Annotated in this window: 17 protein-coding genes and 1 pseudogene; all 18 read right to left on the bottom strand. The window is 66.6% G+C overall.

Features of this window, described 5'->3' with window-relative positions; translation table 11 throughout:
• Positions 1-15: 15 nt before the first annotated feature.
• Positions 16-381, bottom strand: a complete 366-nt coding sequence (locus ABIC51_RS13800) for a DUF1493 family protein (protein ID WP_027792812.1) — start codon at positions 379-381, stop codon at positions 16-18.
• Between the two features lie 3 nt (positions 382-384).
• Positions 385-816 (bottom strand): STM2901 family protein, encoded by a 432-nt coding sequence (locus ABIC51_RS13795; RefSeq protein ID WP_354006529.1) that lies wholly within the window; start codon positions 814-816, stop codon positions 385-387.
• Complete coding sequence (locus tag ABIC51_RS13790; RefSeq protein ID WP_138143349.1) at positions 813-1,100, bottom strand: DNA methyltransferase; 288 nt, start codon at positions 1,098-1,100, stop codon at positions 813-815. The genes ABIC51_RS13795 and ABIC51_RS13790 overlap by 4 nt, the downstream gene beginning before the upstream one ends.
• Before the next feature lie 218 nt (positions 1,101-1,318).
• Entirely contained in the window at positions 1,319-2,962 is a 1,644-nt protein-coding gene (locus ABIC51_RS13785; RefSeq protein ID WP_027792814.1) for a DUF2334 domain-containing protein, read from the bottom strand.
• 17 nt (positions 2,963-2,979) lie between these two features.
• Entirely contained in the window at positions 2,980-3,246 is a 267-nt protein-coding gene (locus ABIC51_RS13780) for a hypothetical protein (RefSeq protein WP_138143348.1), read from the bottom strand.
• Between the two features lie 809 nt (positions 3,247-4,055).
• Positions 4,056-4,248 (bottom strand): annotated as a pseudogene (locus tag ABIC51_RS13775) (LysR family transcriptional regulator); the annotation flags it as partial.
• A gap of 11 nt (positions 4,249-4,259) precedes the next feature.
• Entirely contained in the window at positions 4,260-5,447 is a 1,188-nt protein-coding gene (locus tag ABIC51_RS13770; protein ID WP_119336412.1) for a M20 aminoacylase family protein, read from the bottom strand.
• 69 nt (positions 5,448-5,516) lie between these two features.
• A complete protein-coding gene (locus tag ABIC51_RS13765) occupies positions 5,517-6,986 on the bottom strand; it encodes an aldehyde dehydrogenase family protein (RefSeq protein ID WP_354006528.1) in 1,470 nt (489 codons plus the stop codon).
• 181 nt (positions 6,987-7,167) lie between these two features.
• Positions 7,168-8,493, bottom strand: coding sequence for an NAD(P)/FAD-dependent oxidoreductase (locus ABIC51_RS13760; RefSeq protein WP_059699513.1), 1,326 nt, complete (start codon positions 8,491-8,493; stop codon positions 7,168-7,170).
• Between the two features lie 2 nt (positions 8,494-8,495).
• The gene (locus tag ABIC51_RS13755) at positions 8,496-9,230 is read right to left on the bottom strand and encodes a cupin domain-containing protein (RefSeq protein WP_175853887.1); all 735 of its coding nucleotides are present in this window, start codon (positions 9,228-9,230) and stop codon (positions 8,496-8,498) included.
• 91 nt (positions 9,231-9,321) lie between these two features.
• The gene (locus ABIC51_RS13750; protein ID WP_051363326.1) at positions 9,322-9,786 is read right to left on the bottom strand and encodes a helix-turn-helix domain-containing protein; all 465 of its coding nucleotides are present in this window, start codon (positions 9,784-9,786) and stop codon (positions 9,322-9,324) included.
• 107 nt (positions 9,787-9,893) lie between these two features.
• A complete protein-coding gene (locus ABIC51_RS13745) occupies positions 9,894-11,171 on the bottom strand; it encodes an NAD(P)/FAD-dependent oxidoreductase (RefSeq protein ID WP_034196295.1) in 1,278 nt (425 codons plus the stop codon).
• A gap of 57 nt (positions 11,172-11,228) precedes the next feature.
• The gene (locus tag ABIC51_RS13740; protein WP_155706102.1) at positions 11,229-11,369 is read right to left on the bottom strand and encodes a hypothetical protein; all 141 of its coding nucleotides are present in this window, start codon (positions 11,367-11,369) and stop codon (positions 11,229-11,231) included.
• Positions 11,369-13,243: an ABC transporter ATP-binding protein gene (locus ABIC51_RS13735; RefSeq protein ID WP_354006518.1), complete on the bottom strand. Its 1,875-nt coding sequence runs from the start codon at positions 13,241-13,243 to the stop codon at positions 11,369-11,371. The genes ABIC51_RS13740 and ABIC51_RS13735 overlap by 1 nt, the downstream gene beginning before the upstream one ends.
• Positions 13,243-14,202, bottom strand: a complete 960-nt coding sequence (locus ABIC51_RS13730) for an ABC transporter permease (protein WP_027792823.1) — start codon at positions 14,200-14,202, stop codon at positions 13,243-13,245. The genes ABIC51_RS13735 and ABIC51_RS13730 overlap by 1 nt, the downstream gene beginning before the upstream one ends.
• 30 nt (positions 14,203-14,232) lie before the next feature.
• Entirely contained in the window at positions 14,233-15,186 is a 954-nt protein-coding gene (locus tag ABIC51_RS13725) for an ABC transporter permease (RefSeq protein WP_027792824.1), read from the bottom strand.
• A gap of 79 nt (positions 15,187-15,265) precedes the next feature.
• The gene (locus tag ABIC51_RS13720; protein ID WP_027792825.1) at positions 15,266-16,852 is read right to left on the bottom strand and encodes an ABC transporter substrate-binding protein; all 1,587 of its coding nucleotides are present in this window, start codon (positions 16,850-16,852) and stop codon (positions 15,266-15,268) included.
• A gap of 581 nt (positions 16,853-17,433) precedes the next feature.
• Positions 17,434-18,972 carry a methyl-accepting chemotaxis protein gene (locus tag ABIC51_RS13715; RefSeq protein WP_027792826.1) on the bottom strand — a complete coding sequence of 513 codons (1,539 nt, stop codon included), beginning with the start codon at positions 18,970-18,972 and terminating at the stop codon, positions 17,434-17,436.
• Positions 18,973-19,018 lie beyond the last annotated feature (46 nt).

Raw genomic sequence — 19,018 nt, 5'->3', positions numbered from 1 at the left:
TCCTCTCAAATACGATCACTCCCCTGCAGCAGCCTCGATCGCGTCCGTATCCCACTTCCCACGTCGCGTTGCCTCCGCCAGCATGCCGAGCGTCAGCGGGTGGCGCTTCGGCGGCCGCAGCCGCTTCACGAACAACCCAATGAGCGACGACAGCAGTTCCTGGCCTTCCGGGCCGAAATAGCGCCGGTACGGGAACCCTTGGGCGTCGACGCCGAACGTCTCGGCCCACTTGTCGATGAACTCAACCCCATCCAGGCCAGTCACGCCGAGATCCTCCTCAAGCCGCGATTCCGGCTGAAGGTTCAACTGGCCACCGAACAATGGCCGGCCGAGTTCCTTCCGGGTGAAGGCTTCAAAACGTTCCCAGGTATCGTCTTTCATGGCTCAGAGCACCCGATCCTCGGGCTTCACGAGTCGGTTGTAGGTCGTCACGGTATTGCGCATGAGCAGGAACGCATCGCGAGCCAGGAACACCTCGCCTACGACCGGAATCGTCCGGCCGACCCACGCGCCGAGGCGGTGGGTGAAGGAGATTCGAATACCGGACAACCCGACGCCCGTGATCATCGGCAGGCGAAACGGCAGTATTTGGGGAAACAGTTTCCGGGCGGCAAGCGAGGCGACGGAAGTCCCCGGCGTAGCACCAGCGAACTTGCCCGGAACAGGAACGTCGCCCTCACCGAGCAACATTGCCGACGCGGCGGCCAGATCGTCCAGGCCGAGTTGCTTGCGTGTCTCGTCGAGCGCCACCAGGGCAAAGACGTCGACGGGCCGCAGATTGTGCCAGGTGCCGTAGGTGTAGCGGTTATCGGCTATTCAATTTTTCTCCTGGTCCAGCAAGGGCGCTGCTCTCTCAGCGTGGCCCCCTGCGAAGGCGATACTTTACCGCATTGCCTCTGGAACAGCCCGGCCGGCGCGGCCGCCCGATCCCAGCTGTACACGATCAGCTCGCCGCGCGCGGCATCGCGGCCGCTCTTGCCTACCGTGTAGTTGAGGCTGGCCTTCTCCATCTCGAACCCCTCGAACACCCGCCGGATATCCGGATGGTCGTTGATGCTGACCATGATCTTGCCGGCGCGGGTCCGCATGGTGGCCGCCATCTGCTCGTACTCCTCGAACGGAAATGCAACGCCGTAGCCCTCGGTCTGCCAGAACGGCGGGGCGCAATAGAAAAACGTGTGCGGCCGCGAGCAGATTTTCCGGCCCGATCCCCTTGGATTTATCTCACTCCCCATCAGGCGATGCGAAACGTGGCGCCATCGAACCCGGCGAGGGAGTCGAGCCCGGCTCCCCGGCTCCCTCCCGATTCCGGAATCATCTACTTGACGCCATTCCCGGCGACCCACTGAAAGCCGAGACCGGTGATCCCGTTCACCAGGCTCTGGAAATCCTGGAACCCGGGCGTGCCGAGATCGGGCTCGAGCCAGAACGGATGGAAGAAGAATGATGCGAAACCATCCCGAACCGTCAGCGCGTACTGTGCATTCGTGTAGAGATCCTGCCACGTATAGGACAGACACGAGAACGGATCGATACCGCAGATGTTGTATTCGATGTTCCCGAGGTTCTCGGGCAGCACCCGTTGCCCGTAATAGTCGGTATTGATGATGTACGGGAAGAACTGCCCGACCGAAAAATCGTGATTCGGCGCGGTCGAATTCAGGTTCGGCTGATCCGACGTGTAGTAGACGACCCGCTGGTACGTCGTCTTGAACAGCGGCGGAACGGCCTTGATCGAAAGAGGCGACGACTGGTAGTGCGGCGCTTCCCACGCAAAGGGAACATAGCCGTTCGTCGACAGCTCCAGCAGGCCCGCTTTCAGACGGTTCGATGCCCACTGTGTCGAATCTTCGTCCACCGGACGGTTCTGCGTCGCCAGCCAGAACTCGTAGTCATTGCCGCTGACCGCGTTGTCGATATTCGGCGTCGAATTGTATTGATGCGTGTAACCGTGCATCACGATACTGCCGCCCCGGATCAGCGCGTAATTGAGCGCCTGCTTCAGGCTGCTCGCCTGCGCGAGGTGTACGGTCAGCGGCACGCCGCCGTTATAGGCGCCGAGCGGATCCTGGTACAGCGGGATGGTCGCAATCGAAAACGGAATCTTCTTGGAATACATGTAGTCGGTCAGCGTCTTCATCGACGACGAGGTCGTGAACGCGTTGACGTCCTCCAGACGCACCATCGCGCGATGCAGCACCGGCTGGTTGGTCCCGAGAATGTCGTGCAGCAGATCGCAGATCACCAGGTACCGGTCGCGCGGCCCGATGTACGAGAACGGCATGTCGGCGAAGTACCAGAAATTGCCCGCGCGCATGACATACGGCGCCTGCGCACCGGTCTGACTGTCCTTGATGGTGACGAGTACACTGGCCTTCGTCGCGTCGGACACAGCGGTGATGCCGATGTCCGGGTCCGCGCTGACGACGCCGGTGCTCGCGTTGAACGCATAGTATTTGACCATGCTCATGTTCTTGTAGAGCACCGTGTCAAAGAAGTCCGGGTTCGGGTTGCTGCTGGTCGGCGCGTAGGCCAGCCCGCTGATCCCGCTAAAGGTGAATCCGTAGCGGGCCGTGAAGTTGTACGACGGATCCCACGCGACTTCCCACAGGTTGTCCTTGAACCAGACGACCGTCTTCGACGTCTTGACGACGTCCGACAGAAATGCGGCAGGAAGGGTGTTGTTGTAATAGTTCCCCAGGTAGAAAGTCGCCTGGTACTTTTCGACGGTTCCGGCCGTATAGCTGTCGACGGGCGCAAGCGTGACATTGGTGTTGAAATGGCCAAGCAGATTGCGCAGCATGATCGCGTAAGCCATGCCGAGTTTCGTGTACGGGTCGTTCGGTGGGGCGTCATAGAGCACGAGGACGTTCGCCGTGGTGGTCTGGGCGAGCACGGTGGACGGCATCTGGCCGAATGCGAATCCGAGCACCAGCACCCATGCGAGGATGAGCTTCTTCATTGTGATCTCCTTCGTGCTTAGTCGCGCTGAAAGTCGCCGTTGGCCCGACGATGTTTGCCTTCGTTGAAGGTCGGTCCCCTGCCATGCTCGCGCTCGGCATTCCGTTTCTCGTCTTCCGCCACGCCTGGCACGATCTCCGTCGCGACGGCCGCGCGCGGTGGCGGCTCGACGCGTTTGTGTGAGGCGGAAGCACCGGACGCTCCCGCGTTGCAAACGGGGCTCATCAATGCCGTCGCGAACAAGATCGCTGCACATGCCACGGCAAGCTTGAGTGGGGATTTCATTGGAGAACTCCTTTCACTGGTCTCTGCGTGAAAACCGGAGGTATGTCATCGGAACAACGCCTGGCCTGAGCATTGAGTGTCTGGCGACCGCGAACCCTGGGGGACGTCGATGCCTGAAACAACCTCATACGAATTGCGCCACGCATCGTCACTCGCGTGACGACGTGACCGCCACCGGCGTCGGTCACGTCGCCCTGTGATGACCGCGACTGCACCCGCAAACGGCAGACACCCGATGCGTGTGTCGAGCGTGCAGCTGCGGCCCTCGTTTGCTCATCACACCGACCACACATGCATTAACGATGCCAGGCACCGTTCCACCGAAGCGGGCCGGCAACAGACGAAGGAGGAGGACATCGCAACGCAAAAAAAACGTAACGCCAAAGAAACGCGGGGCGGCGATGCACCGTGGTACCGGCTCCAGGGATCATCGATGCCGGCAGGGGGAGAGGAAATGCATTTCGACTCTGCGCCTGGTTTGCGGCCGATCCGATGGGGTGAAAAATGCTATGGATCACGAATCGTGTGGGCTCGACGGCCTGCATGTCGGAACGTTTCGATCCTGAGAATTTGCGCGGTTCCGTGAAGACGGTCCTGCCTTGGCGCAATTCGCCTGTGGACAGGCGAACTTGTCGGAGAGCGTGAAACCTTTGTCGTATGACAAAAGACGATCTTCCTGCAATCGTCAATCAGCTACCAGGATGGCTTTCATCGCATGCGGTCATTTGGCGACGCGCCTCGGCAGCGTGGCCTGACGATACGACGGCCGTGACACGGCGGAGGTTGGCACTGAACACGGCCGGCCAGGCCATGCGGCCGAATACGTCCGCCGGAAAGTCGACGCACGCCTGCACCTTCGCCGACGCAGCCAGCCGAGCCGGATACACCGCCCGCACGTTCGCGGGCTGCGCGACGCCGGGCAACACCTGCACGAGTGCGCACGCTGTCGAGTAGCGTGCGCACGTCCCATATCTAACGCAGCACGATGCCGCGCCCCGATATCAGGCACAGGTTCACGACGATCGCCTGTAGTAATGCTGCGCCAGCGCGACCCAATACCGGACACCGGCCGGGATGATTTCGTCGTTGAAATCGTACTTCGGGTGATGCAGCGACGGTGCCGCCGCGCCCTCCGGCGCATTGCCGATCAGCACGTAAGCGCCGGGCCGCTCCTCCAGCATGAAGCCGAAATCCTCCGACGTCATGTTCGGCGGCACGTCGCGGTACAGGCGTTCGCCACCGAACGTGTCGCCGATCACCGCTTCGCACAGCGCCGTCTCGGCCGGCGTGTTGACCGTTGCCGGGTAATACTGGAAAAACTCGACGTCGACCTGCGCGCCATACGCGCGCGCCAGCCCCTCGCACGTGAGCTGCACATCTGTCTGGAGTTTCTGCTGCAACGCGGACGACAGCGTGCGGATCGTCCCGCGCAGCTCGACGCTGTCCGGAATGACGTTGTCCGTCGTGCCCGCGTGGATCATGCAGACGGAAATGACCGCAGGGTCCACGGGATCCTTGTGCCGCGCGGCGATGGTCTGACACTGCAGCACCATCGAACACGCGAGCGGAACGGGATCGATGCCCAGATGCGGCTGCGCCGCGTGCGCGCCCTTGCCGGTCACCTTGATCCTGAAGCGCGAGCCCGCGGCCATGATCGGGCCGGTACGCAATCCGAAATGCCCGGCGGGCAAGCCGGGCCAGTTGTGCATGCCGAACACCGCTTCGGTCGGGTATTGCTCGAACAGCCCGTCGTCGATCATCTTGCGCGCGCCCGCGCCGCCCTCTTCTCCCGGCTGAAACACGAAATGAACGGCACCCGGCAATGGCGGCAGTTCCTTCAGGATGCGCGCGGCGCCGAGCAACATGACGGTATGGCCGTCATGCCCGCATGCGTGCATGATCCCGTGCGTGCACGATGCGTGCGCGAAGTCGTTGGCTTCCTGGATCGGCAGTGCATCCAGATCCGCACGCAGCACGATGCCGCGCGCCGGGTCCACACCGGGCAGGCTCGCGACGACGCCCGTGCCGCCCAGCCCACGCGATACCGCATAGCCGAGCGCGTCGAGCTCGCGGGCAACGACGTCGGCGGTCCGGTGTTCTTCGAATCGCAGCTCGGGATGCGCATGCAGATCGCGCCGCAGCCTTGCCCAATGCGCGTGATGCGCTTGCAGCGACGTATCGGGAATGACAGGTTTTTCCAATTTCGGCACCTTCCGAAAGTAAGCGGCTTCCAGTCCGTGCTGCCGCCGCGTTCGCACGCAGCGGCTGCGTCAGTCGTAAAAGCCGATGATCGACTTGATTTCCATGTAGTCCTCCATCCCTTCGATCCCGTACTCGCGGCCATTGCCCGACTGCTTGTAGCCGCCGAACGGCGCCTGCGGATCCCATGCCGGATAGTTCAGATGTACCTGCCCTGCCCGGATGCGGGCGGCCACCGCGCGTACGCTTTCGTGGTCGCTGCCCTGCACATGCGCGCCGAGCCCGTACACCGTGTCGTTCGCAATGGCGATCGCTTCTTCCACCGTGTCGTAGGGAAGGATCGCGAGGACCGGACCAAAAATCTCCTGTTGCGCGATCGTCATGTCGGTGCGCACGTCGGAAAAAATGGTCGGCCGCGCGTAGAAGCCCCGATCGAATCCCGCCGGCCGCCCCGGGCCGCCGGCGACGAGCTTCGCCCGTTCGTCGATGCCCGCGTCGATCATCTGCGCGACCCGCCCGAACTGCGCGCGATTGGCAAGCGGCCCATGCGTCGTCGCCTCGGCGAACGGATCGCCGACCACCAGCCGCTCCACTGCCGCGACGGCCAGCGCCTCGACCGCGCCGAGCGCGGCGCGCGGCACGATCATGCGGGTCGGCGCGCTGCACGACTGGCCCATGTTCCTGAACGCGGCGGCGACGCCGGGTGCGATCGCCTGCTGCAAGTCCGCATCCGGCAACACGATGTTCGGCGATTTGCCGCCGAGCTCCTGCGCGACGCGCTTGACGGTCGGCGCGGCTGCCTGCGCGACCAGCACGCCCGCGCGGGTCGATCCGGTGATCGACACCATGTCGACCTCCGGATGCGACGAAAGCGCGGAGCCGACCTCCGCACCATTGCCGCTCACCAGGTTGAATACGCCTGCCGGCACCCCCGCATCGGCGATCACTTCCGCAAACAGCAATGCGCTGAGCGGCGACAGCTCGCTGGGTTTCAGGACGACCGTACAGCCGGCCGCGAGCGCCGGGCCGACCTTCGCGGTGATCTGGTAGATCGGCCAGTTCCACGGCGTGATCAGCGCGCACACGCCGATCGGCTCGCGTACGATCGCGGTCGTCCCGCGTCGGGAAACGAACGGATAACGCGCGAGATTGTCGCGCGCGACCCGGATATGCTCGGCCGCGAGCGGCACGTGCGCGGCGCGCGCATAGGTGATCGGCGCACCCATCTCGGTGGCCAGCGCCGTGGCGAACAGTTCCGCCCGCTCCAGCATCAACGTGTGGACGCGATTGAGCAGCGCGGCGCGCGCCTGCGGCGAAGTGGCCGACCACTGTTCGAAGGCCCGACGCGCGGCGGTGACGGCCCGGTCGGCGTCACGTGCGCTGCCGAGCGGGATGTCGCACACCGTGTCCTCGGTGGACGGGCACACGACCGCGAACCGGTCGCCGCCGTCGGGCAGGACCCAGTCGCCGTCGATGAAGAAACGATCCAGCCTGCCGGCTTGCATCAGGTGACGAACGGGGGAAATGACGGATGAATTCATTGCAGGATGTCCTTGAGGCGGTGCTGCACGCCCGCGAACGGCACGAACGACGGTCTGCCGAAGCGGTCGGATAAAACGGGCCGATCGAAGCTTGTCGACGGGTTGAGAGCGGCGCGTCCGTCGACGATTCGCGCCATCGGCACGACCACGGTCCGCGCCGTGGCCGCCATCGCCCCGCGTACTAGAAATCCGCGACCTTGCCCCACGCGGAATCGCTGAACCGTTCCGGCCGATACGGCACCGGGTCGACCAGCGGTTGCGCACCGGTCGCGAGATCCGCGATCAGATGCCCGGCGCCCGGCCCGATGCCGAAGCCGTGACCGGAAAAGCCCGCGGCAAGGATCAGCCCCGGCACACCCGGCACTTCGCCGATGCCCGGCACGCCGTCCGGCGTGCTGTCGACGAACCCGGCCCATGCGTGCGTGATCTTCGCGTCGCGAAGTTCGGGAAACAGTTCGGCGGCGCGGCGGTGGGTCTCGTTGACCGTCGGCATGTCCGGTTTCGGATCCAGAATGCGTACCGCCTCCATCGGCGTCGGTTCATCGAGCCGCCAGCGCTTCAGCGTTTCATGCCCGCCGCGCACGCCTTCGAGCCAGCCCGGCAGAAGATTGCGCCAGCGCTTCGCGAACATCGGCAAGAACTGCGGCGCGAATCGCAGGAACTGCGGCGTCACGTCCACGCGCGCGCGACCGCTGATCGCCAGCGCGTAGCGTCCGTCACTGCGGCGCGTCACGGACACGCCGGACGTATACATCGCATCCGGCAGCGGATGCTCGACAGGCGACACGCTCAGGATCGACTGACGGATCGACGCCTGCGGAAAGCGGATGCCGAGCTGGCGGCAGAACGACGACGCCCATGCGCCGCCGGCAAGCACGACCGTCCTGGTCTTGATGACGCCGGCCTCCGTGACGACGCCGCCGACACGCCCGCCCTCGAGTTCGATGCCGCGCGCCGCGCAGTGCTGGTGGACACTGCCGCCGAGCTTCATCAGCGCGGCGGCGACGGCCGGTGCGGCCTTCTCCGGGTCGGCCGTGCCGTCGGTCGGCGAAAAGACGCCGCCTTTCCACGTCCGCCCGGTCGCGTGCCCGCGCTCGGTGGCCTGCTTGCGGTCGAGCATGTATGTCGTCACGCCCGCGGTCTTCGCGAACTCGCCCCAGTTCGCCCAGCGCGACAGCTCGGCCTCGTCGTTACTCAGATACAACAGCCCGCAGCGATGAAAGCCGGTGTCTTCGCCGGATTCGGCGGCGAATCGTTCCCACAGATCGATGCTCTTGCTCGCCATCGGCAATTCGCGTTCGTCGCGGTTCTGCTGCCGGCACCAGCCCCAGTTGCGGCTCGACTGCTCGGCGCCGATTCGCCCCTTCTCGACGAGCGCGACCGATACCCCGCGCCGGGCCAGGTAATAGGCGGTAAAGACGCCGATGATGCCGCCGCCGATCACGACGACGTCGGCCGATGCCGGCGGCGTGGGCGAGGTTTCTATAAGGCGCAGCGGTGGGGACATGGTCAGTCTCGTTCGGTTGAGGCACGTACGTTCTGCACGACGTAAAACTTCGCGACGCGTTCGCTGCTTTCCCACCCGATCGATGCGCCGCGCGGCACGAACAGCGCATCACCGGTGCCGAGCGACAGCACGCTGCCGTCGGGGGCGGCGAACCGCACGCTGCCGGCCAGCAGGAGCATGAACTCGTTGACGCGATGCGGGCGAACGATCCGGTGATAGGGCGTCGAATCCCACGTACCGGCGCAATACCCGGCACCGTCGTCGAGGAACACGTTGTCGCTGCGGCATTGCGGTGCGGGGCCGAGCAGCACCTCGGGCGGCAGCGATGCGGAAGGCTTGAAGTCGGCGTCGGCCCGCAGCGGAAACAGGCCGTGTTTCGTCGGCGTCGTGCACTCGGCTGCGCAGAACATCAACAACACGCGCGATTCCGCGGCGATGCGAAGCGCCGTGCCGGCGCCGATGACTGCCCCTTCCCCCGGCCCGAGCACCAGCGGCGCGGCCCCGGCCGCTTCGAGCGTCAGCTCGCCTTCGATGACCGCGATCGTTTCGATGTGCGGAAAGCGCGCCACGTCGAGTTCGCCGACGAAGGCGATACGTCCCGCGGCCATCGAGTCGGGGCCTTCCCAGGCGATCTCCCGATGTCGCGCAAAGGGATCGCCCTCGCCGAACGCCTGCTTGCGGAACGAGGTGGAACAAGGCGCGCCGTCGGCACGATGCAACACGAAAGCTGCGGTCATTTCTGCTCCTCTGCAGTGCGCGGCGGCCGGATCGAAAACCGTCGCGCAATATTGGAAATCTCCGTTCGCCGGCGAACCCGCCGGAATCCCGTCAGGTGTGCACGCCGCCCGCACTTGCGCCCGCGCGGCGTTCGGTGTGCGCGCGCGCCGACGTCGTGCGCGCCGATGCACCGCCCGGTCGCGCGACCACGCAATCGCGCGGCGTGATCCCGAGCACCCGCCGAAAATGCCGGCACAGATGGCTCTGGTCGAAGAAACCGACGTCGGTCGCGACGACCGACGGCGCCACACCGGCGCGCAACAGGTCCTGCGCGCGCCGCACCCGGACGAGGCACAGATACCGGTGCGGGGACAACCCGGTTTCGCTGCGAAAGCGCGCGGTGAAACGCGATACGCTCAACCCGGCCACCGCCGCGAGCGTGTCGAGATTCAGCGGCTGCGCGAACGACGCGTCGATCGTGCGCAGCACATCGCCGATCGCCGGCGAGACGGGCCGCGCGACGCGCGGTGTGCATGGCGTCGTGTCTTCGACCGAATCGTGAATCAGGTCGAGCATGCTGGCAGTCCTCATGTCGCCGCCTGCGGTGTCACGCCCGGCAAGGCGACGCCCGCTGACGGGCAAACGAAACGCGCTTTCATGTTGAATTCTCCCCGGCGCCCGCTTCAGTGCAGGAAATCCTGCACCCGGTAATACGCGCCGACGAACGGCAGGAACCACGCGTGCCCGAAATGCCCGGGCATCGCCGGCCAGTCGAGCTCGCGCCACGGATTCGAGGCCGTCGCGCCATACAGCACGTCGGCCATGACGCGGCCCATGTGCACCGACATCTGCACGCCGTGGCCGCTGTAGCCCATCGAGTAATAGAGTCCGTCGTGCTGGCCCGCGCGCGGCAGCCGGTCGGCGGTGATGTCCACCAGCCCGCCCCAGCAGTAGTCGAGCCGGACGTCGGCCAGTTCCGGGAAATAACCGGCCATGCCGGCCCGCAGGATGTCGCCGCTTTTCGCGTCGGAGCGCGGGCTCGACATCGCGAAGCGGGCGCGGCCGCCGAACAGCAGCCGGTTGTCGGGCGTCACGCGGAAGTAGTTGCCGATCTGGCGCGACGTCACGTACGCACGGCGATGCGGGAACAGCCGGTTTAACTGCGCGTCGGCGAGCGGCTCGGTCACGACGATGAAGCTGCCGACCGGCGCGATGCGCCGCCGGAACCATCCGAACGGGCCGTGCTGCGATGCGCCGGTCGCGACGAGCACGCGATCGGCGACGATCCTGCCGCGCGTGCAGGTAATCGCGTGCCGCTCGCCGTCGAGCCGGTCCAGCTGCGTGACGGCCGCATGCTCGTAGACGCGTGCACCCGCGCGCACCGCCGCGTGCGCAAGCCCGACACCGAACTTGCCCATGTGCATCTGCGCACCGTTGCGCTGCAAGAGTCCGCCGTAGAAGCCGTCGGACGCGACTTCATCGCGAATCCGCGTGGGTTCGATCAGTTCGATATCCGGATCGACGTCGCGCCGCAACGCGTCGAACGTCTTCGCCAGCCCCGCGAAATGCTGCGGCTTCGCGGCGAGCTTCAGCTTGCCCGCGCGCCGGAAATCGCAGTCGATCGCGTGTTCGGTGACGATCGTCTCGACGCTCTTCACCGCGCTTTCGTATGCGCGATAGAACTGCTTCGCCGGCTCCGCGCCCATGCGCGCGGCCAATGACGCGTAATCCTGCGCGACGCCCGTGTTGCACTGGCCGCCGTTGCGGCCGGACGCTTCGCCCGCGACCTGCGCGGCCTCGAGCACGACCACCGATACGCCGCGCTGCGCCAGCGCGAGCGCCGCCGACAAGCCGGTAAAGCCGCCGCCGATCACGACCACGTCGGCGCGCCCTTCGACGGGGCCTTCGCAGCCCGCGCGAAATGCGGGGCGGGTATCCAGCCAGTACGATTCGAATTTCATCGGGTCCTTCTCGAGCTTGTTGGCGACGACGATCGGCTGCCGTTCACGGGAAATCATTTAATCACCATCAAAAACCGCAGTTGCCGCGTATTCGCGCACGGCACGCGCGCAAATCGCCGTTTTGCGCGACCGCCGCAGCAGACTATGCGGTGCACCGGCCGCCACGTCGCGCGCGCCGAACGGCGGCGTGTCGCGCATTACAGCTGCACGGGCTGCCCGGGCGCGGCACCCGCCTGCGTCGGCTCGGCCTGGAAGCGCGCCAGGTCTTCCTCGTTGCGATGGCACAGCACCTGCGCGCCGTTGTCGAGCCTGCGCAGCACCGGTGGCGTCCGGTTGCAGAGGCCGTCCACCCGCATCGCGCAGCGCGACAGGAACGGACACAGCTCGCCGTCGTCCGCGCGCTCGCCGATCGGCACCAGCGGCCGATGGCAGCGCTCGGCCGCATCGTCGAGCCAGCCCGCGCGCAGCTCCGGCGCGGACGACACGAGCAGGTGCGAATACGGGTGATAAGGCGGCGCGCACAACGCGTCGCGGCTGCCCGTCTCCACGCGGCGGCCCGCATACAGCACGACGATGTCGTCGCTGATCGCGCGCACCTTCGCGATATCGTGCGTGATGAACACGTAGGACACGCCGAGCTTCGCCTGCAGGTCGCGCAGCAGGTCCATGATCGCGGCGCCGACCACGGTGTCGAGCGCCGACGTGACTTCGTCGCACAGGATCAGGTCGGGTTCGGCCGCGAGCGCGCGCGCGAGGTTCACGCGCTGCTTCTGCCCGCCCGACAGCTCGCCGGTGCGCCGCGCGGCCACCGCCTGCGGCAGCCGCACGAGTTCGAGCAGCTCCGCGACGCGCTGCCGCGCACGCGCGCCCTTGATCCCGTGGTAGAACGCGAGCGGCCGCGCGAGCGTGCGCTCGACGGTATGCACCGGATTGAGCGCGGTGTCGGCGTTCTGGAACACGATCTGCACCCGGCGGTGCTGCTCCTTGGTGCGCTTGCCGATATCGCGCGCGAGCGGCTCGCCGTCGAGCAGGATCTTCCCGGCCGCCGCCGGCACCAGACCCGCGATCACCTTGGCGAGCGTCGTCTTGCCGGAGCCCGATTCGCCGATCACGCCGACCGTCTGTCCGCGCCCGATGCGCAGGTCGACTTCGTTCAGGATCAGCTTCGCGGGCCAGCCCTTCGCGTTGCGGCCGCCGTAACCGGCGACCGCGCCGCGCACCTTGAGCAACGGCGCCAGGTCGGCCGGCGCCGGTTTCCCGTCGCGTTGCGCATCGTTCGGCGTGACCGCCGCGATCAGGCTCTGCGTGTACGGGTGCGCCGGTGCATGCAGGATCTGTTCGGTGTCGCCCGTCTCGCGGATCACGCCGTCGCTCAGCACGACGATCCGGTCGGCCATCTGCGCGACCACGGCCAGGTCGTGCGACACGTAGACCGCGCTCATCCCGTAGCGCCGGATCACGCTCTTGAACGCCTGCAGCACGTCGATCTGCGTGGTGACGTCGAGCGCCGTGGTCGGTTCATCGAGAATCACGAGCTCCGGATCGGTGATCAGCGCCATCGCGGCCATCAGCCGCTGCAACTGCCCGCCCGACACCTGGTGCGGATAGCGCTTGCCGATCGTCTCCGGCTCCGGCAGCGCGAGCGCGCGGAACAGCTCGACCGCCTTTGCCTGCGCATCGCGCTTCGACATCGTCCGGTGAATCAGCGCGCTCTCGATCACCTGGTCGAGGATCGTGCGTGACGGGTTGAACGAGGCAGCCGCGCTCTGCGCGATATACGCGACCTTGCGGCCGCGCAGCGCGGCCAGGCCCGACGCCGACAGCCTGCAGACGTCCGTGCCGCCGATCTTCACCGAGCCTCCGGCAATCCGGCAACCGGTGCGCGCGTGGCCCATCAGCGACAGCGCGATCGTCGTCTTGCCCGAGCCGGATTCGCCGATCAGCGCGAGCACCTCGCCGCGCCCGATCTCGAAGTCGACGTCGTGGACGATCGTCGTTTCCGCGGCGCCCGGGCGACCGCCGACAACGCGCAGCCCGCGCACCTCGACGAGCGGAGTCGATTGATCTCGCATCAGTGTTCTCCGGCGGCCGCGGCCGCGCCCTTGCGGCGGCCGCGATGCGGCAGACCGTCGATCAACAGGTTGACGCCCACCGTCAGGATCGCGATCGCGACCGCGGGCATGATCGCGACAGCCGAACCGTCGCCGAGGCTCGCGATGTTCTCGCGCACGAGCGAGCCGAGGTCCGCATACGGCGGCTGCACGCCGAGCCCGAGAAAGCTCAGGCCGCTCAGCAGCAGCACGACGAACGTGAAGCGCAGGCCCGTATCGGCGAGCATCGGATGAATCATGTTCGGCAGCATCTCGACGCACGCGATGTACAGCGCGCTCTCGCCGCGCGCCTTCGCGACCTGCACGAATTCGAGCGTGCTGATGTTGACCGCCAGCGCGCGTGCGATCCGGTACGAGCCCGGCATGTAGCTGACCGCTGCGGTCAGGACCAGCAGCGGCAGCGACGAGCCGAACGCGGCGACGAACATCAGCGCGAACATCTTCGACGGAATCGACGTGAGCGCGTCGAGCAGCCGGCTCATCGTCTCGTCGACCGCGCGGCCCGACACGGTCGCGAGCAGCCCGAGCGTCGTGCCTGTCAGCGCGGCGAGCAGCACCGCGGCGAGCGCGAGCAGCACGGTCAGGCGCGTGCCGTACAGGATCCGGCTCAGCATGTCGCGGCCGAGGAAGTCGGAGCCGAACGGCAGCTTCGCGCTGAACCGCGCGAACACGTCCGGCGTGACGATCGCGCCCACGTCGTGCGGCGCGAGCAGCGGGGCGAACACCGCGATGAACAGCATCAGCCCGACCATCGACAGGCCGACACGGCCGCCGGCCGTCAATTCGATGCGTGCGGAACGGCGCTTGCGCGGCTGGTCGGGGGCCGGGGCGGCGGGCGGCGTCGCGCCGCCCCACGGCGGGCGCGGTTCGCCGGACGGCGGCAGCGTGTTGCTGCGTTGAACGGGGTCGGTCGGGTGCATGGGCGGCATCTCGGAAGAAGGGCGGGACGGTCAGGTCCGCAGTCGCGGGTTCGACACGATCGAGCACAGGTCGGCGAACAGCACGAGCGTCAGGTAGGCGACGCAGAAGATCATCGTGCACGCCTGGACCAGCGGGAAATCGCGGTTGCTGACGGCGTCGACCATCAGGCTCGCGAGGCCCGGATAGTTGAAGATCGTCTCGACGACGATCACGCCGCCGAGCAGATACGACAGGCTCAACGCGATCGCATTGGCGATCGGGCCGATCGCGTTCGGCAACGCATGGCGCAGCACGACGCGTGCGGGGCTCGCGCCCTTGAGCACGGCCATCTCGACATACGACGCGCTCAACTGCTCGATCACCGCGGCGCGCGTCATGCGTGCCATCTGCGCGATCACGACCGCGCACAGCGTCAGCACCGGCATCGCATACGCACGCAGGAAATCGTGCAGGCTTTCGATCTCGCCGCTGTACGACAACGCGGACAGCCAGCGCAGCTTCACGGCGAACACGAGCACGGCGACGGTCGCGATCAGGAATTCCGGCGTCGCGACGAGCGACAGCGTGCCGAGGCTGATCACGCGGTCGACCAGCGACTCGCGCTTGACCGCCGCGAGGATGCCGAGCAGCAGCGCGATCGGCACCGACACGGCGGTCGTGATCGCCGCAAGCGTGAGCGACTTCGGCAGGCGTCCGCCGATCATCTCCGACACCGGCATGTCGCCGGACAGCGAACGGCCGAAATCGCCGTGCATCAGGCCGGCGAGCCAGTGCGCGTAACGCACGTGCGCGGGCATGTCGAGGCCGAACTGCTGGCGCAGCGCGGCAACCGTCTCCGGTGTCGCCGACTGGCCGAGCGCGGCCTGCGCGGCGTCGCCGGGCAGCAGGTTCGTGATCGTGAAGATGATCGCGGACACGATCAGCAACGTCAGCGCGGTGAGCGCGATGCGTCGGACGATCAGGCCGATGAGAATTCGGTTCATGAAGCGACACTCCCGAAAAGGCCGCGCGTGGCCGGCGCGGTCGCCCGCACCGGCCGCAAAGCGGCCGCCAGCAACGACGTCACGCGTTCCACCACACGTGCTCGGCGAACATGAAGCCCATCATCCCGCCGGTCGGGATCGAACCGAGACCGGCGAGGCGCTTGTCATAACCGTCGAGGAAGCTGATGAAGGCCGGAATGCCGACCCGCCCCTGCTGCGACACGATCACCTGCATGTCGCCGTACATCTGCTTGCGCTTCGCGTCGTCGGTTTCCGAACGCGCGGCGAGCAGCAGCTGGTCGAACTTCGCGTTCTTCCAGCCCGACTCGTTCCACGGCGCGTCCGACTTGAAGAACTGCGTGAACAGCACGTCGGCGCTCGAGCGCGGGTTGATGTTGCCGAAGGTGAGCGGGTGCTTCATCCAGTGGTTCGACCAGTAGCCGTCGGGCGACGCGCGGTTGACCTGCAGGTTCAGCCCGATCTTCTGGCCGGCCTGCTGCAGCAGCACGGCCATCTCGACCGACCCGTTCGCGTCGGACGTCGCATACATCGGCGGCAGCGTGACGCCCAGCGCGCCCGCCTTCTGGAGCAGGAATTTCGCCTTGTCCGGATCGTGCGCGCGCTGCGGCAGCGACGCGTTGAAGTAACGATGCCCCGGCGGAATCGGCTGGTCGTTGCCGATCACCGAGTAGCCGCGGAACACCGCCGAGCGGATCTGCTCGCGATCGAACAGGTACTTCATCCCTTCGACGAAATCGGGATTCGAGACGATCGGGTTGTCGCTGCGCATGATCAGGTCGGTATAGAGGCCCGACTTGGTTTCCTTCAGCGCGTAGCCCGGCGTCGACGAGACCCGCTGCGTCGAGCGCGGATCGATCGCGTTGATCAGGTGCACGTCGCCCGACAGCAGCGCGTTCAGGCGCGCGGCGCTGTCGCCGATGCCGATCAGCTCGATCTCGTCGAGATACGGCCGGCCCGGCTTGAAGTAGCTGTCGTTGCGCACGCCGACGGTCGACACGCCCGGCTTGAACGACTTGAGCTTGTAAGGGCCGCAACCGATGCCGGTGCTGAAGTCGGTCGTGCCGTCCTTGACGATCACGAGCTGCGGCGTCGCGAGAATCACCGGCAGATCGGCATTCGCGCTGACCAGCGTGAGCGTGACTTCGTCCGGGCCGCTCGCCTTCGCGTCGGCGAACTGGTCGGCGAGCGGCTTGACCTTCGATGCGGTGGCGGCGTTCTTGTGGCGCATCAGCGAATACACCACGTCGGCCGGGCCGACCGACTTGCCGTCGTGGAACGTGACGCCCTTGCGCAGCTTGATGACCCACGTCTTCGCATCGGTGGTCTGCAGCGACTCGGCGAGATTCATCTGCGGCGTCAGGCTCGCGTCGAGCTGTGTGAGGCCGCTGTAGAACATGAAGAAGCGAATGTAGTCGGCGCCGGTCGAGCCCTTGGCCGGGTCGAGCGTATCGGCCGTCGAACCGGATTCGTTCGCGACCCGGATCTTGCCGCCGCGTTTCGCCGCGGGCGCCGCGAATGCGCTCGCGGGGTTCATCAGGAGTCCGCCGGCGCCGGCGGCCATCATGCCGCTCGCCGCCATGACCTTCATCATGTCGCGGCGAGTGAAACCACCGTTGCCGCCGCCGTTGTCGATATCGTCGCTCATCCGAACTGCTCCTGACTGTTGAAAGTGGGGTCTGGGGTCCAGCGTGGTTCTCGCATCCCGCAGTGCCCGCTTGCTGGTGGCGGGCGCAACGTCGTACACATGCAATTCATTTAAGCATCGCCAAAATGCGGTTTGTCGCGATTCGGGCCGCCCGCACGATACGAATCGACCGTTTTGAGCCGCCCGCGCAGCATGAATTGCTGCGTGCGCCCACGTGTCGCCGTGTACCCGGCGGCGTGTCGCGGCGGTTGCCCAACCCGTGTCGATGCAGGAAATCGTAAGGCCGCAGCCGCCGCAGATTGCGCCGACAAAATTGTCCGTTCGGCATCCGGCGCGCGTTTGGCACACGCAAACCGCACGTTTGTGTCGAATGCGTGTCCGCATGCCGATGACGGCTGAAACGCACGGTGTATTGCGGCAGATCGCCGCATGCACGGGCGTCGACGGTGGGGATCGCGACGGGACGTCGCGCAGGAAAGTTCAGAAGAATGCCGCTCGATCGGAACGGCTTGGCGGGAAGACGGGAGGATGACGGGACCGCCGGGAAACCGGACCCGTGCGGCCGTGCAGTCGTGCAGTCGTCAGGCAGCGAGCCGGAATACCGATACGGCGGCCCGCAGGCGCGCCGCCTGCTCGTCCAGCGACGAAGCGGCCGCCGCCGCCTGCTCGACGAGCGCGGCGTTCTGCTGGGTGACTTCGTCCATTTGCGCGACCGCCAGCCCGATCTGTTCGATGCCGGTGCTTTGCTCGGCCGACGCCGCCGAAATCTCGCCCATGATGTCGGCCACCCGGTCGATCGACCGGACGATCTCCGTCATGCGCTCGCCGGCCGTCTCGACGAGCCGGCTGCCGCTGCCGGCCCGCTCGACCGACGCGTCGATCAAGCCCTTGATGTCCTTCGCGGCCGCGGCGCTGCGTTGCGCGAGCGAGCGGACTTCCGACGCGACGACGGCGAACCCGCGCCCCTCCTCGCCGGCCCGCGCGGCTTCCACCGCGGCGTTGAGCGCGAGAATGTTGGTCTGGAATGCGATGCTTTCGATCACGACGGTAATGTCGGCGATCCGCACCGACCCATCCGAGATCTGCCGCATCGTTTCGACGACCGCCTGCACGGCGGCGCCGCCGAGTTCGGTCGCATCCTTGGCCTGGGCCACGAGCGCATTCGCCTGGCGCGCGTTGTCGGCGTTCTGTTTGACCGTGGACGTGATCTGCTCCATGCTCGCCGCCGTTTCCTGCAGCGACGCGGCCTGCTGCTCCGTGCGCTGCGACAGATCCAGGTTGCCTTGCGCGATTTCGCCGGTGCCGGTGGCGATCGAGTGGGTCGTGGTCTGGATCTCGGCGATGGTGTCGGTCAGCCGCGCCTTCATGTCGCCCAGCGCGACGAGCAGGCTGCCGGGCGCGGCGTGCGCCGTATCGAACTGCACGTCCAGTTCGCCGGCCGCGATGCGGGCGGCGATCTGCGTCGCATGCGCGGGCTCGCCGCCCAGCGTGCGCCGGACGCTGCGCAGCACGCCCCAGGCGATGGCCGCGAGCGCCGCGGCAATGACGAGCGCGACGGCGCCGAGCGCCATCGCGAGCCGGGCAAACGCCGCGTTGATGTCGTCGTAGAAAAATCCGGTGCCGATCCACCAGTTCCAGTCCGGAATCGCGACCACGCCCTGCAGCTTCGGCTCCAGGTCCGCGTCCGGGCTACGCTTGATCAGCACGTCGACGAGCGCGAAATGCGCCTGCGCCATCCCCGCGCGGTACGCCTCGCTGTCGGTCATGCCGCTGGTCGTGCGGTTGCCTTTCGCGCGCGTGCCGATGAATTTCGCGTTCGGGTGCACGAGGTTGACGCCGTCGGACGTCGTGACCCAGAAGTAGCTCTTCGAATTCGCGTTGAGCGCGGCCAGCGCGGCCTTGGCCTGCTGCTGCGCCTGCTCCTGCGTGAGCGTGCCGCTCGTCTGCAGCGCGCGATACGAATCGACCAGATGCTCGGCCTTGGTCAGCAGAATGACGATCTCTTCGCGGCGGCTGTCGATCAGCGCGTCGCGCAGCGTGTGCAGCGACAACGCGGCGAGCAGGACGACGCCGAGCAGCGCCGCGGCGACGAGCATCAGCAGTTTGGTGGACAACTTCATGCGGGGGCCTCGAAATATTAACCGTTCGGTACATATATCGGCCGGG

Source organism: Burkholderia sp. 572 (genome assembly GCF_040545135.1).
Lineage (GTDB): Bacteria > Pseudomonadota > Gammaproteobacteria > Burkholderiales > Burkholderiaceae > Burkholderia > Burkholderia cepacia.
Note: the sequence above shows the minus strand (reverse complement) of the source record. Positions and strands in the feature narration are given on the sequence as shown.